The organism is Arthrobacter sp. NPDC058130, from assembly GCF_042884475.1.
In the GTDB taxonomy this organism is placed as follows: Bacteria; Actinomycetota; Actinomycetes; order Actinomycetales; family Micrococcaceae; genus Arthrobacter.
Window position 1 is genome coordinate 22,634 of the sequence record NZ_JBHVTV010000007.1, and the last position, 13,409, is coordinate 36,042.

Here is a 13,409-nt window from a genome sequence, read left to right on the forward strand (position 1 = left end):
ATCGAGCGGCAGGAGGGCAGCCATGTCTGGATCGGTTCACCCCAAGGATCCCGAAACCCCCGACGCCGGCGTCGGTCCGGTTCTGCTGGTCCTGGTTGCGAAGTACCGGGACCTGGACATAGAGTCCGCCGCCCGGCTCCAGGCCGTCTCCTCGGAGCTGGGCCAGCATCTGCTCGCCAGCAGTTCCGCCGTGTCCGGAGCCGTGGTCGTGTCCACCTGCAGCCGCTTCGAGATCTACTGCGAGGTGGCGTCCAGGGACGATGTAGATACCGCCTGCTCCGAGGCCCTGGGCTCTGTCCGCCTCTGTTCGGGCCTGCCCGCTGCCCGGCTCGCTTCCCTGTTCGAACACTCGTCCGGAGCGTCGGCGGCGGAGCATCTCTTCGCCGTTGCAGCGGGCCTGGACTCCGTTGTGGTGGGTGAGCGCCAAGTCACCGGCCAGGTCCGCCGCGCCCTCGCTGACGCACAAGCCGCAGGTACGGCGAGCGGGCTTCTGGTCCGGCTGTTTCAGGAGGCCTCCCGCACGGGCCGGGACGTGGGCGCGCGGACCACGCTCAGCAGCGCCAGCAGGTCCATAGCCTCCGTGGCCCTTGAACTGGCCGCTACCGGGGTCGGGCACCCGTCCCTGGCTGAAGCTTCCGTGGTCCTCTTCGGCACAGGTTCCTACGCCGCGTGCGTCGCGGAAATCCTCAGGAGCAAACGATGCCCCACCATCTCCGTCTTCTCCCAATCCGGCCGCGCGGAGGCCTTTGTGGCAAGCAGGGGCGGCACGGCGCTGACGGCACAGGAGCTGCCCGCCGCTGTTGCCCGGGCAGACATCGTCATTGGCTGCAGCGGCACGGAAACGCGCATCGCTGCCGCCCAACTGGCGGAGTGGCGGGATGGCACAGGCCGTGCCCTCACCGTCGTCGACCTCGCTCCCAGCCATGACTTCGACCCCCGCGTGGCGGACCTGCCGGGCGTTGAACTGATCACCCTGGATTCAGTGCGTTTCGCCGCTCCCCCGGCGGACGCCGAGGCGCTCCGCCGCGCCCGCACAATGGTCCGGCTGGCGGCGCACCGCTTCGAAGAACGAGAGAAAATGCGCGCAGTCGATGCCGCCATCGTGGCCCTGCGCCGGCACGTCCACCACGTCCTCGAGGCTGAAATGGAGCGCGCCCTGAAGCAACACGGACCCGGCGCCCAGGCCGAGGATGTGAACCTTGCGATGCGCCGGCTGGTCCGCCGCCTGCTTCACCTCCCCACGGTCCGCGCCCGTGAACTGGCCGCGGACGGCCGCCAGCACGACTACGCCGCTGCGCTGGAAGCCCTGTTCGGCCTCAGCGTCCAGCCCGCCGGTGCCCGGAACCCCGGGACCGACACTGTGGCCGGCCTGAGGCGGCCGCCCTGGGAATTGAGGGAGACGGGGACTGCGATGAGAGCGTGCGGCGGCGCCGATACGCGCGGCGGATGCCCCGGAACATGCCCGGCGCGCCGCGTCACGTCGCCGTCAGTGCCGTCCTTGGATGGTTTCACGGCGGCTCCGGCTGCCTCCTAGCCCTGGTCCGTAACAATCCGCTTCACAATCGCTGGCGCCTTTTCCCCGGCGGCGCGGATGTCCTACGCTCGATGCAGGTCACGAGTGCCAGCGCTAAACCCCGGTTTGCTGGCCGGCAACCCTCCAGTCGCGGTGGGGTGCCCCGGGTGACGACCTGGCCGGTCCGGAACGGACCCGGCAAGCGCGGATTCCCACCATGTGGGGTCCTGGTCGAGTGAGGTCCCATGACAACTGCCATTTTCCCCGCAGCCCCCGAATTCCACGCCGCCACCGAAGCTGTGCGCCCTGATGGGCGGCATTCCGTCGCGGCCCGCCCGCTGGCCGCCGTCACCGGCGCCGAAATCCAGGCCCCGCTGATCACCGGCGGCCACGCCCGCTACGCCAACCTCGACTACGGCGCCTCCGCACCGGCGCTGTCCGTCGTCTCGGCCTACCTGAACGAAATCCTGCCGTACTACGCGAGCGTGCACCGCGGCGCCGGCTACGCATCGCAGATCAGCACCTCCGTCTACGAGAACGCCCGGGACATCGTGCGGGACTTCGTCGGCGGCCGGCCGGACGATTCCGTGATCTTCACCCGCAACACCACCGATTCATTGAACCTGCTGGCCGGCTGCCTGCCGTTGCGCGACGGCCGTCCCGCGGGCGAGGTCCTGTATCTCGACATCGAGCACCACGCCAACCTCCTGCCCTGGCAGAACGTCCCGCACCGCAGCGTCGTGGCCGCCCCCACCCTCGCAGCCACGGTGGGCCTCCTGCGGGACGAGCTTTCCCGTGGCGGGGTCAGCCTGCTGGCCGTCACAGGCGCCTCGAATGTCACCGGGGAAATCCTGCCGATCCGGGCCCTCGCCGCACTGGCGCACGAGTACGGCGCCAGGATCGTCGTCGACGCCGCGCAGCTGGCCCCGCACCGGCGGATTGACATCGCCGCGGACGACGTCGACTATCTCGCATTCTCCGGGCACAAGCTGTACGCCCCGTTCGGCTCCGGCGTGCTGGTGGGCCGGACGGACTGGCTCGACGCCGGCACCCCGCACCTGGCCGGCGGAGGCGCTGTCCGCGATGCCCGGCTCGATTCCGTCAGCTGGACCACCGGACCGGCCCGGCACGAGGGCGGCTCGCCGAACGTCCTGGGTGCGGCCGCCCTGGCCCGCGCCACCCAGGTGATCGCAGCCCTGGACCCGGAGCAGTGGCAGGCCCACGAGGACGCCATCCGGTCCTTCCTGGTCGAGGGCCTCGAAGCCATTGAGGGCGTGACCGTGCACCGGATCTTTGCCGATTCCGAAGCGGGAGATCAGGCCGGCACCATCGGCGTCGTGAACTTTTCGGTCGAAGGCTACGACGCCGGGCTGGTGGCCGCCTACCTGTCGGCCGAACACGGCATTGGCCTGCGCGACGGCCGCTTCTGCGCCCACCCGCTGCTCAAGCGGCTCGGCCTGCCCGCAGGCTCCCTGCGCGCCAGCTTCGGCCTCGGCTCCCGGCTGGAGGATGCCGAGCGCCTGCTGGCCGGCCTGCAGCAACTGCGGCAAACGGGACTCGGCTGGGATTATGTGGTGGATGCCGGCCGCTGGGTGCCGGCCCACGATACCCGCACCTACCCGCACTGGGCACCGAACACCCCCGGCACCGCCGGCGCCGCACCCTGCAGTGTGGACTAGGCAGTGTGGACTAGCAGGACGGCGGAATCAGGACCCGGCGCAGGTGCGGTAAATTCGAAAGGTACCTGAAACCAGCAGGACCTTCCCGAAGGAGATCGCACGTGCCACCCGGCGGACCTAAGCTGCACAGCGGACCCAAACTGCACAGTGGTCCCAAACTGCGCAGTGAACGGCGCCTGGAACTCGGCCAAAGCTTCCAGGACGGCGGGGAGCACTATGAACGCGTCCGCCCCGGTTATCCGCAGGATTCGGCCGACTGGCTGATCCCGGCGGGCGCCAGGGACGCGGCAGACATTGGCGCGGGCACAGGCAAGTTCACCGCCCTTCTTGTCGGCCGGGGACTGCACACGGTGGCCGTTGACCCATCTGCCGACATGCTCGGGCAGTTGCGCCGGACCCTGCCGGGCGTCACCGCCGCCGAGGGCCGCGCCGAGGACACGGGACTTGAACCGGAGTCGTTCGACATGGTCACGGTTGCCCAGGCGTGGCACTGGTGCGACCCCAGCCTGGCCAGTACCGAGATTGCCCGGATCCTGCGGCCCCACGGCGTCCTTGGCCTGATCTGGAACCAGCTGGACACCGCCGTGCCGTGGGTGCACCGGCTCTCCCGCATCATGCATGCCGGGGACGTCCACAAACCGCACTTCCGGCCGCCCGTGGGTCCCGAGTTCACGGGCCTGGAGAGCCATCTCACCCGGTGGGAGGATTCGGTCACCACGGAGGACATCCAGGCGCTGACCAAATCCCGCAGCTACTACCTCGCGGCGTCGGAGCCCACCCGGGCCAAGGTCATGGCCAACCTCGACTGGTACCTGCACGAGCACTTGGGCCACGCCCCCGGCGACGTCCTCCGGCTCCCCTACCTGACCCAGACGTGGCGGACCTTCCGGGCCTGACGCCCGGATTGCACGAACGGCCTGCCGGGCCTATTGTTTCGGTATGCCTAATAATTACTTATAGGCACATAGAACATTGACGCCGGCTCCCTTCCAGCCGGTGCCGATTATCGCGTCAACGCGGACGCGCCAACCACAGGAGCAGGCAGTGCTGGACGTCAAGGGACACGAACAACCGCCGCAGGACGCACGCACCTACAAACATCCGGGTGCCCGCAGGGCGCTGATCGCCCTGTTGGGGCCGGCGTTCGTGGCCTCTATCGCCTACGTGGACCCTGGCAACGTGGCCGCCAACCTGACCGCCGGCGCGCAGTACGGCTACCTGCTGGTGTGGGTCCTCGTGGCCGCCAACATCATGGCCGTACTCGTCCAGTACCAGTCCGCCAAGCTCGGGATCGTCACGGGCAAGAGCCTCCCGGAGATCCTGGGCGAGCGGCTCAAGCCGCTCTGGCGCCGCGCCTTCTGGCTGCAGGCCGAAATCGTCGCCGCCGCCACCGACCTCGCCGAAGTGGTGGGCGGGGCAATCGCCCTGAACCTGCTTTTCGGCCTCCCCCTCCCCCTTGGCGCCGTGATTGTGGGCGCGGTATCGATGCTCCTGCTCGCGGTGCAGGCCCGGGAAAAGCAGCGGCCCTTCGAATTCATCATCATGTTCCTGCTCGGCATCATCACCATCGGCTTCCTGGCCGGGCTGTTCATCAGCCCGCCAGATCCGCGGGCAGCCCTGGCCGGGCTCGTGCCCGGCTTCCAGGGCCCGGACACCGTCCTGCTGGCCGCCAGCATGCTCGGCGCTACCGTGATGCCGCACGCCATCTACGTCCACTCGGCGCTGTCCCGAGACCGGCACCGGCCGGATGAACACCTGCATGTTCCCCCGCCGGCCATCGCCCGCCTGGTCCGGGCGACGCGGCTCGACGTCGTGGCCGCGCTGGCCATTGCCGGACTGGTCAACATCGGCATGCTGCTCCTGGCCGCCTCCACCCTCGGCGGCGAGGAAGGCACGGACACGATCGAGGGCGCGCACGCCGCGATCACCGCCAATCTGGGCCCCATCGTCGGAGTGGTCTTCGCGGTCGGGCTCCTCGCATCCGGCCTGGCCTCCACCTCGGTGGGCTGCTACGCAGGCGGAACCATCATGCAGGGCCTGCTCAAGATCCGGATCCCCGTCATGGCCCGCCGCGTCGTGACCCTGATTCCGGCCGTTGTCCTGCTGGCGGTCGGTTTCGACCCCACGTGGGCGCTCGTCCTGAGCCAGGTGGTCCTCAGCTTCGGAATTCCCTTTGTCCTGGTTCCGCTCGTAGTGCTGACCAGCAACAAGGCCCTGATGGGCCAGTTTGCCGATGGCATGGCCCTCCGAATTGCAGCCATCATCAGCGTGGTGCTCGTCGTGGCACTTAACCTGGTCCTGCTGTGGCTCACCTTCTCCGGGAACAGCTGACGGTAGGCTTAGGTCTGTGAAGACCAGTACGCCCTCCTCCTCGATCGAGGACTACGTCAAGGTCATCTATTCCTTCACCGAGTGGCAGCGGAAACCCATCACTTCCTCGCAGCTGGCGCAGCGCCTTGGCGTCGCCAACTCCTCGGTCTCGGAAATGGTCCGCAAACTCAAGGACCAAGGCCTCGTAGACCACAAGCCCTACAGCGCCGTCACGCTCACCAGCGACGGCGTCCGGCTCGCCCTGTCAATGGTGCGGCGGCACCGGCTGATTGAGACCTTCCTTGTCCGGGAGCTCGGGTACCGCTGGGACGAAGTCCATGACGAAGCCGAGCTCCTCGAACACGCCGTCTCCGATACCTTCATTGAACGGATGGCGGCCAAGTTGGGGAACCCTACCCGGGACCCGCACGGCGATCCGATCCCGGCCGCAGACGGCTCGGTGCTGGTGCCCGCCGCCCACCGCCTGAGCGAACTCGACGACGGCCATACCGGCCGGATCACCCGGATCAGCGACGAAAACCCGGAGCTTCTGCGTTACCTCGCGGCGGAGGACATCGTCCTCGACGCCGAGGTGGAAGTGGTGGGCCGCAGGCCCTTCGGCGGCCCGATCGTGGTGCGGATCGGTTCCGCCGCGGCACCCCGCGAATTCGATCTCGCCGAGGAAGTCGCCTCGGCGCTCTGGGTCCACAGCGATGCCGCGCACGCAGGCTGCAGCGTCCCCGCCCATGACTGAATCGTGAGCTGAGTGAAGAGTGCCCTGGACGAGCGGCGGACCGCGCCGCGCCCCGGTGCGCCGGGCTGGAAGGCCTGGTCCGCCGTCGCCGTCGGCGGGCTGATCGGAACGGAACTGCGGTACGGCGCCGGTCTGGTCTTCCCCGAAAGCACCGGCGCGGTGCCTTGGACCACCCTGGCGATCAACGTGTCCGGGAGTTTCATCCTGGCCACCCTGACCACCCTCTGGATCGCGCGGCCACAGACGGCCTTCTGGCTGAGGGCCGGCATCGGTCCGGGCCTGCTGGGGTCCTTCACCACCTTTTCGGCACTGGTGATGGCCATTGACCAGCAGATCCTCGGCGGCTTCCACGCCACGTGGCTGGCCTATCTCGCGCTCTCGCTCATCCTGGGCCTCGGGTCCGCGGCTGCCGGCTGGAAAACCGGCAAGGCAATTGCCGACCTCCGCGGAGGTGCCCAATGATGACGGCGCTCCTCGTCGGAATCTGCGGCGTTGCGGGAGCGCTCCTGCGGTTCGGCGTCGACGCCTGGTTCGCGCACCACCAAGGCTCCCGGCCGCACTGGCCGTGGGCGACGTTTGCGGTCAACGTCGCCGGGTCGTTCATCATCGGCTTGTCCGTGGGCCTGACCGGCCACCTGGAGTTGGGAGCCGACTGGCACGCAGCCATCGCGACCGGACTGGCCGGCGGGCTGACAACCTTCAGCTCATGGAGCACCGCGACGGTTCGCCTGGTCAGCGAAACGCGTTACCGGGCGGCGGCGCTGAACGTCGGCTCGAATCTTCTCGCGGGTCTCGCCGCCGCAGCCCTCGGCCTCTTCCTCGCTGGCTGAGGGCCCTCTGCCGGCCCCCGGTGGCTCCGGGCCGCCGTCGTTCACGTATCGTTGAAGGATGGTTACCCGACGTGAAGCAGCCCAGATCCTCGACATTCCGCTGGAAATGGCGCACCGTCACGGCATCCCCCCACGACTGTCCGAGGCAGAGCTCGGCGAACTGCTGGACAATCCCCCGGCGTGGCTCGTCCAGTCCAAGGCGAACAGGACAGGCAAGCGGCCCGTCTGGGTCCAGCTCACCTGCGCGGTCTGCGGATTCTCCGAGGCGGCCCGGCCCAAGAAGTGGTGGCCGGACTTCACCTATGTGTGTTGCGCCCACCACGAAGCCCGCGACATCCCGGTCCTCGGGCCCGGGCTCGTGCGCAGCGTCTACGACGGTGTCGGCAGCCGCTTCGCCGGCATCGTGGACGCCGCCGTTCCCGAGGCGTAGCTTAAGAGACGGGGCTACTCCGGGCCCCTGCCGTGAGGGAGAGCACCATGCCTGACAAGACGCCGCACCAGAGCACGACGAAGAAGTCGGTCAAGACCATCAAAGAAAAACGGGCCGAGAAAAAGGCGAAGCACATCGTCGACGCCCACACCGATCAGGTGTCGCACATCAAGAAGCGCTGACACAGCAGAAGGCCGGAAGCCGTTGCTTCCGGCCTTTTTTGCTGTGCATCGGGCTCACCCCAAACGGATGATGCGGCCGGACTCCCATTGGCGCTTTAGTGGTCTTGAGATCCTCGTCGGGAGAACTGGGATCCTGCTCCATAGTAAGACCAGCGCGCTGGACGGTGCGCACGAAACAGACCGGAGGAAAGCCAGTGACTACCACACCGGAGACCGAGGCCCACGGGCCGGTCGACTTCGTACTCCTCGAATTCCCCTTGTCGGGACTGACGGGACGCGCCAGCGAAGAACTCGTCAAGCTCGTCGAGCAGGGCGTGATCCGCCTTTTCGACCTCCTCGTCATCATGAAGAACGAGGACGGCACGGTGGAGGTGCTCGAACTGACCGACCCCACCGGTCCAGCGGCTGGATTCTCATACTTCGAGGGCGCACGCTCCGGGCTTCTCGGCGATGACGATATTGCCGAGGCAGCGGCCTCGGTTCTGCCGGGCACGGTTGCCGCGCTGATTATCTACGAGAACACCTGGGCAGCACCATTCGTCGCCGCAGTCCGCGAAAGCGGGGGCGAGCTCATCGCGAGCACCCGGATCCCCGCGCCGGACGTGATGGAAGCGCTCGACGCCCTCGAGGCCCTCGACGCCACGCAGCCGACCGCCGACGCATAAGAGACCGACGCAGGAGAGACGTGAGAGGAGAGGAATAATGGGACTTCTTAGGGGTATGGCGCGGACGGCGGTAGTTGCCGGGACGGCAACTGCGGTAAGCGGCCGCGTCCAGCGCCGGCAGGCCAATAAGTTTGCCGAGAAGGACGCCGCCACCGCGGCGAAGCAGCAGGAGGCCTACGATGCGCAGATGGCGCAGCAGCAGCCGCCACCACCCGCATACCAGGAACCTGTCTACCAGCAGCCGCCGCCCCCTCCCCCGGCAGCCGCTCCGGCCCCGGCAGGAGGCATCACCGACGACGCCATCCAGCAGCTCAAGGAGCTCGGCGCGCTAAAGGAGCAAGGGATCCTGACCGAGGAAGAATTCGTGGCCCAGAAGGCGAAGATCCTCGGCACGTAATGCCGGCCAACGGGGAAGGGAAGCACCGGGAGGCGCTTTCCTTTCCCGTGGAGCTGGATCGACGTCCCGGTTGGATCTACGGCACCAGGACGACGAATCCCGCCGCGGGGACCTCGATCCTGATTGCCAGGCCGTTCCGCGGCTCGGCGGCCACCAACGAGCCCACTTTGCCCTTATCGGTTGAATAGACGTACTCGAACTTGTCGCCGGCCGAATGCAGGCCGGCGTCGATCGTCACCCAGGCTGTCCGCTGGGACGCCACGTCAGTATTGACGGCGCAGACCACCTCCCTCGTCGACAAAATCCTGCTCCAGGCCACGATTGACGTCATCCGCCCGGGACCGATGCGTTCCGGGTACCAGAACGCAACGCCGTCCTCGGAGATCGGACGCAGGAACTGCCGTCCGCGCCGCAGCGCGAGTTCTCTCTTCCGGAGGGCCAGGACGTCCGCAAGTTGCTGGTACGTAGCCTCCGACTCATCGAAAAAGTGGCTCCCCCTGCTGCGGAACGATCCGAAGGAGCCGCCGAACATCGCCTCCCGGATGTACCGGTCCGCCTTGAAATCATCCGTGGGCTGCGGACTGACCTCCGGCGGGAACTTCCCGTCGAACCGCTGCTCGCTGCCGTAGTAGATGCACGGAATACCGAGCGTTGTGGCGTTCATAGCCAGGATGGCGAATTCCAGGGCGCGGCCTTCCTGGTCGGCGGCGAACCGTGCCTTGTAGCTCTTGCCTTGGCGGACCAGGTCGTGGTCGTCAAAGGCCGTGACCACGTGATTGCGGAACCAGGTGTGGCTCGGTTTGTCGACCTGGATCGAGTTACGGAAAAGGTCGAAGTAGCCCGCCGGGTTCGCCCACCCCTTTACCGCCTCGACCATTCGTCCCTGGACGTCCGCCAGGCCCAGGGCGGCGTCGAGCCCGGTGTCGTCCCGGAGCCTGATGGCTTCTTCGCGGCTCCCGGTAATTTCCCCGACAAGGAAGAACGAGTCCTTGCCGATGGTCTGGGCGAATTCGTGGATGGCGGACGTGAAGTAGCGTGTGGCGCCCGGGTCCATGTGCTTGACCGTGTCCACCCGGAAACCGTCCACGTCTGCAAAGGCAATCCAGTACTGGTATGCCTCGACGAGGGTCCTGAAGGCGGGCGAGGGGGTGTATTCGCCTACCGGGCCGGTTCCCTGGTGGATGTCCTTCAGCCCGAAGAAGTCCCCTTCGGTGGTTTGCGGATGGGCGTCCCAGTCGACGATCTGGCCCTTGCGGGTGAACGCGCCGTCGGATTGGAGTTCGAGCGGCCACACCGCACTGTCGGTGTCCGGCGGATTGACCGGCGCCGGGAATGGCAGGCTCGGCATGCCGTCAGGGTCCCGCCACCCGGTGACCGGGTAGGTATTGCCGGTCCACACCGGAACATAGGGTTGGCCCGTGTTCGGATCCACGGTGTCGTACTGGAAGACGTCGGCGGAATGGTTGAGGATCACGTCGAGGATGACGTACAGCCCGGCGTCATGGGCAGCGGCAACCAACTCCTTGAAGTCCTGGGCCGTGCCGAAGTGGGGGTCAACTTCAAGGAAGTTCTGCGTCCCATAGCCGTGGTAGTCGTCCACGCCGGGCCGTTGCCGCAGCACCGGACTGACCCAGAGCGCGGTGACGCCCAGTCTCTTCACATAGCCGAGCTTGGACTGTATTCCTTTCAGGGTCGCGCCCAGCCACTGCATTCCCGCGTCCTCCCAGTTCCGGGTGTCGGCCGCGGTCCCAACGGCATTGTTCGCATTCCCCGGCGAAAACATCGGAGTGGCGCCCTGCACGACCTGCCCGGACGCGTCCTTGTAGCCGTCCTCCTTTTGATCGGAAAAACGGTCGATCAGCAGGAAGTAAATCACCTGGTCCGACCAGTCGCGCGGCGACGGGTGGTAGTGGTTCTGCTTCAGGATTTCCGTCCACGGAATGTCGTTGATGCTGGAAAACACGGTTCCCTCTTTCCACGTGCTGGCTAGCCCAGTATGGAGAATACGCCGGCGGGCCGTAAGGGCCTTCGGGTTCTTGCCGTGTCCCACTCACCGGAGGTACTTAGGTGCCGGCCCGCGACCGGGGAACCCGAGTAAACGCACAAAACTCCCCGCCAACCGAAGTCAGCGGGGAGTTCTGTGAACCCAATACGGGGTGGAGCACCGTTGCCGGGGCTCCGATGTGGAGATGGGGGGAATTGAACCCCCGTCCGATGTCGTGTTGTCAGGGCTTCTCCGGGCGCAGTTTGCGTTGGAGTTTCTCGGCCCCAGCCATGCTGCAAACAGCTGGCTGATCCGGGCCCAGTCATCTAAGAGTCCCGCTTACCCCGATGACGGAGGTAAACAGCAGTGGCTATCTAAATGACGCCAGGATCCGGGGCAATAGCAACCTCGGGCTGACGGACTGGTCTTACTGCTTAGGCAGCGAGAGCGAAGTCAGTGCGTTTTGATTCGGCACTTATTGGTTTGCAGACAGCGTTTACGAGATAATTCTGCATCCTCGACCCGCTTCACCTGTCGCGACTAACATCGTCGAAACCGATCATCCCCGTATTTTTTTATCAAACCCGGACCGGACACTTTCGAATCCTTCCCGGACTACCAATCATAACGCACCGCTCCCGGGAAACATTCCCGCGCGGGCCGGCGGCCGCTACCGGCGGTTGCGTTCGCGCATGACCCGCTGCGCCTCGCGCTTGTCCTGCTGCTCGCGCAGCGTCTGGCGCTTGTCGTATTCCTTCTTGCCTCGAGCGACGCCGATCTCCACCTTGGCGCGGCCGTCCACGAAGTACAGCTGCAGCGGCACGATCGTGAACCCGGACTCGCGGATCTTGTGCGAGATCTTCGTGAGCTCCTCGCGGTGCAGCAGCAGCTTCCGACGGCGGCGCGCGGCGTGGTTGGTCCAGCTCCCCTGGTGGTACTCGGGGATGTGGATGGCCTCCATCCACAGCTCGTCGTTGTAGAAGGTGCAGAAGCCATCCACCATCGAGGCATGGCCTTCGCGCAGGGACTTTACTTCAGTGCCCATCAGCGCGATGCCGGCCTCGTAGGTGTCAAGGATGTGGTAGTCGTGCCGGGCCTTGCGGTTGGTGGCCACTACCTTACGGCCACTTTCTTTGGGCACGGTAGGACTCCTTGGTTGTTGGTGGTTCACTCCGGCCAGGTGGTGCGGAGTCTTTCCAGTTTACGGCAGGGCAGCCGCCGCAGCAGCGGCGGGCCCAGGGCACGGGTCGGGCCGGACTACAGCAGGTTCATCGGGTCCACGGCCCGGCCGTTGAGCCAGGTCTCAAAGTGCGAGTGGCATCCGGTGGAGTTTCCGGTAGTCCCCGAATAGGCGATCAGCTGGCCCCGCTCAACGTGCTGGCCGACCCGCACCGCCACGGAGGTGTTGTGGTAGTAGATCGTGGTCAGCGAATTTCCCTGGATGACGCCGTGGGAGATCTTCACATTGTTGCCGCCGCCGTCGTTGGCCCAGCCGGCCGAGAAGACCGTGCCCGCAGCTGCGGCGTAGACAGGCGTGCCGCAGGCAGCGCCGAAGTCAATGCCGGTGTGCATGTAGCCGCCCTGGCCGTAGAAGTCGATGGTGCCCGGCGGCGTCGCACGCCAGCCAAATCCTGAGGTGATCGGGATGTTGCCCGGGAACGGGTGCTGCAGGCCAAAGGCCGACGGTGAGCCCTGGGCCGGCGGGACGTAAGGCTGGGTGGCCTGGCCCCGGGCGCGGGCGGCGGCCGCCGCGGCCTCGGCGATCCGGCGTTGCTCGGCCAACCAGGCCTCACGCAGCTTCCGGTCGCGTTCGGCGATTTCGGCGGCGACGGCGTCCTGCTGCGCCTTGACCTGGGCGAGCTGGTTCTGGATGCCGGGCTTGGCGGCCTGGAGCTCGGCGTCGAGCCGGGTGGTGTCGGCGATGAGCTTGTCCACCGCGGCCTTCTTGGCCTGGGCCTCGTCCCGGGCGGCCTTCTCCCGTGCCAGCGCGGCGTCGGCCTTGGCCTTGAGGTCCGTGATTTCAGCCTCGACGGCTGCCAGGCGTGCCTGCGCGTTGACATTGGTGGCGTTCTGCTGCGTGAGCTTGTCCATCGCGGAGTTCTGGCTGCGGAGGGCCTGGTCGGCGAGGTCGATGGTGTCGGTGAGGCTGCCGCCCTGGTTCGAACCGAAGAACAGGGACAGGTTGGACGGGACGCCGCCGGACTTGTAGGCCTGGGTGGCGATCTGGCCTATCAGCTTCCGGGTGTCCGCGATCTTCTGCTTGTCCGATTCGAGCTGCTGCGTGATCTTTGCCTTGTTCTGCTGTGCCAGGTCCACGCGGGCCGCGAGGGCCTCCACTTCCTGGACCGCTCCCGCCACCCGGCCCTGGGCATCCAGGAGGGCCTGCTGGGCTCCGGGGAGCTGGCCCTGGTACAGGACCAGGTCCGCCGCGGCCTGCGCGATCCTGCCGTCCACGAACTCCAGGGAGTGCTGGACCCGGGCCGCCTCGTCGCGGAGCGCGGCCTGCTGGTCCTCGAGGTCGTCGGCGAAGGCCACCGGACTCGAGGCCCCCATGGTCCCGGCCAGGACCAGCGCCAGGGTGGCGCTGATCATCCGGCTGCGGCGCCCCACCAGGCGGAGCCGGAGGGATTGCCGGAGGGGGCGGCGGGCCATCGGTGTCATGAGC

The 13,409-nt window shown here is 67.1% G+C and carries 14 protein-coding genes, 1 other RNA gene and 1 riboswitch; of the genes, 11 read left to right on the top strand and 4 right to left on the bottom strand.

Going from position 1 to position 13,409, the window contains the following annotated elements; all coding sequences use genetic code 11:
- The first annotated feature begins 22 nt into the window (after positions 1–22).
- The 11 genes from ACFVTM_RS13195 (at position 23) to ACFVTM_RS13245 (ending at position 8,760) form a co-directional block, all read left to right on the top strand.
- Positions 23–1,534 (top strand): glutamyl-tRNA reductase, encoded by a 1,512-nt coding sequence (locus tag ACFVTM_RS13195; RefSeq protein WP_390203926.1) that lies wholly within the window; start codon positions 23–25, stop codon positions 1,532–1,534.
- A gap of 76 nt (positions 1,535–1,610) precedes the next feature.
- A riboswitch (SAM riboswitch) is annotated at positions 1,611–1,724 on the top strand.
- 34 nt (positions 1,725–1,758) lie between these two features.
- On the top strand, positions 1,759–3,192 hold the full coding sequence (locus tag ACFVTM_RS13200; protein WP_390203927.1) for an aminotransferase class V-fold PLP-dependent enzyme: 1,434 nt from the start codon (positions 1,759–1,761) through the stop codon (positions 3,190–3,192).
- 101 nt (positions 3,193–3,293) lie between these two features.
- Positions 3,294–4,088 carry a class I SAM-dependent methyltransferase gene (locus ACFVTM_RS13205; protein WP_390203928.1) on the top strand — a complete coding sequence of 265 codons (795 nt, stop codon included), beginning with the start codon at positions 3,294–3,296 and terminating at the stop codon, positions 4,086–4,088.
- Between the two features lie 148 nt (positions 4,089–4,236).
- The gene (locus ACFVTM_RS13210; protein WP_390203929.1) at positions 4,237–5,523 is read left to right on the top strand and encodes an Nramp family divalent metal transporter; all 1,287 of its coding nucleotides are present in this window, start codon (positions 4,237–4,239) and stop codon (positions 5,521–5,523) included.
- 16 nt (positions 5,524–5,539) lie between these two features.
- Entirely contained in the window at positions 5,540–6,256 is a 717-nt protein-coding gene (locus ACFVTM_RS13215; RefSeq protein ID WP_390203930.1) for a metal-dependent transcriptional regulator, read from the top strand.
- Between the two features lie 12 nt (positions 6,257–6,268).
- The gene (locus ACFVTM_RS13220) at positions 6,269–6,718 is read left to right on the top strand and encodes a fluoride efflux transporter FluC (RefSeq protein WP_390203931.1); all 450 of its coding nucleotides are present in this window, start codon (positions 6,269–6,271) and stop codon (positions 6,716–6,718) included.
- Complete coding sequence (gene crcB, locus ACFVTM_RS13225; protein WP_390204082.1) at positions 6,718–7,086, top strand: fluoride efflux transporter CrcB; 369 nt, start codon at positions 6,718–6,720, stop codon at positions 7,084–7,086. The genes ACFVTM_RS13220 and crcB overlap by 1 nt, the downstream gene beginning before the upstream one ends.
- 58 nt (positions 7,087–7,144) lie before the next feature.
- The gene (locus ACFVTM_RS13230; protein WP_390203932.1) at positions 7,145–7,516 is read left to right on the top strand and encodes a hypothetical protein; all 372 of its coding nucleotides are present in this window, start codon (positions 7,145–7,147) and stop codon (positions 7,514–7,516) included.
- A 47-nt stretch (positions 7,517–7,563) separates the two neighbouring features.
- Entirely contained in the window at positions 7,564–7,698 is a 135-nt protein-coding gene (locus tag ACFVTM_RS13235) for a hypothetical protein (RefSeq protein WP_390203933.1), read from the top strand.
- A 194-nt stretch (positions 7,699–7,892) separates the two neighbouring features.
- Entirely contained in the window at positions 7,893–8,363 is a 471-nt protein-coding gene (locus ACFVTM_RS13240) for a DUF6325 family protein (RefSeq protein ID WP_390203934.1), read from the top strand.
- Between the two features lie 37 nt (positions 8,364–8,400).
- Positions 8,401–8,760 carry an SHOCT domain-containing protein gene (locus ACFVTM_RS13245; protein ID WP_390203935.1) on the top strand — a complete coding sequence of 120 codons (360 nt, stop codon included), beginning with the start codon at positions 8,401–8,403 and terminating at the stop codon, positions 8,758–8,760.
- A gap of 76 nt (positions 8,761–8,836) precedes the next feature.
- Here the strand turns inward: ACFVTM_RS13245 and ACFVTM_RS13250 are convergent, their stop codons facing one another.
- The 4 genes from ACFVTM_RS13250 to ACFVTM_RS13265 form a co-directional block, all read right to left on the bottom strand.
- Positions 8,837–10,723, bottom strand: a complete 1,887-nt coding sequence (locus ACFVTM_RS13250; protein WP_390203936.1) for an alpha-amylase family glycosyl hydrolase — start codon at positions 10,721–10,723, stop codon at positions 8,837–8,839.
- 218 nt (positions 10,724–10,941) lie between these two features.
- Positions 10,942–11,311: a transfer-messenger RNA gene (gene ssrA, locus ACFVTM_RS13255) on the bottom strand.
- Positions 11,312–11,414: 103 nt separating this feature from the next.
- A complete protein-coding gene (gene smpB, locus ACFVTM_RS13260) occupies positions 11,415–11,885 on the bottom strand; it encodes an SsrA-binding protein SmpB (protein WP_390203937.1) in 471 nt (156 codons plus the stop codon).
- 116 nt (positions 11,886–12,001) lie between these two features.
- Positions 12,002–13,405 (bottom strand): peptidoglycan DD-metalloendopeptidase family protein, encoded by a 1,404-nt coding sequence (locus ACFVTM_RS13265; protein WP_390203938.1) that lies wholly within the window; start codon positions 13,403–13,405, stop codon positions 12,002–12,004.
- Positions 13,406–13,409 lie beyond the last annotated feature (4 nt).

What these genes read in the sequence shown, in the direction of transcription:
- ACFVTM_RS13195 (WP_390203926.1), top strand. Translation starts at nt 23, where the DNA reads ATGTCTGGATCGGTTCACCCCAAGGATCCCGAAACCCCCGACGCCGGC.
- ACFVTM_RS13200 (WP_390203927.1), top strand. Translation starts at nt 1,759, where the DNA reads ATGACAACTGCCATTTTCCCCGCAGCCCCCGAATTCCACGCCGCCACC.
- crcB (WP_390204082.1), top strand. Translation starts at nt 6,718, where the DNA reads ATGACGGCGCTCCTCGTCGGAATCTGCGGCGTTGCGGGAGCGCTCCTG.
- ACFVTM_RS13230 (WP_390203932.1), top strand. Translation starts at nt 7,145, where the DNA reads ATGGTTACCCGACGTGAAGCAGCCCAGATCCTCGACATTCCGCTGGAA.
- ACFVTM_RS13235 (WP_390203933.1), top strand. Translation starts at nt 7,564, where the DNA reads ATGCCTGACAAGACGCCGCACCAGAGCACGACGAAGAAGTCGGTCAAG.
- ACFVTM_RS13245 (WP_390203935.1), top strand. Translation starts at nt 8,401, where the DNA reads ATGGGACTTCTTAGGGGTATGGCGCGGACGGCGGTAGTTGCCGGGACG.
- ACFVTM_RS13265 (WP_390203938.1), bottom strand. Translation starts at nt 13,405, where the DNA reads ATGACACCGATGGCCCGCCGCCCCCTCCGGCAATCCCTCCGGCTCCGC.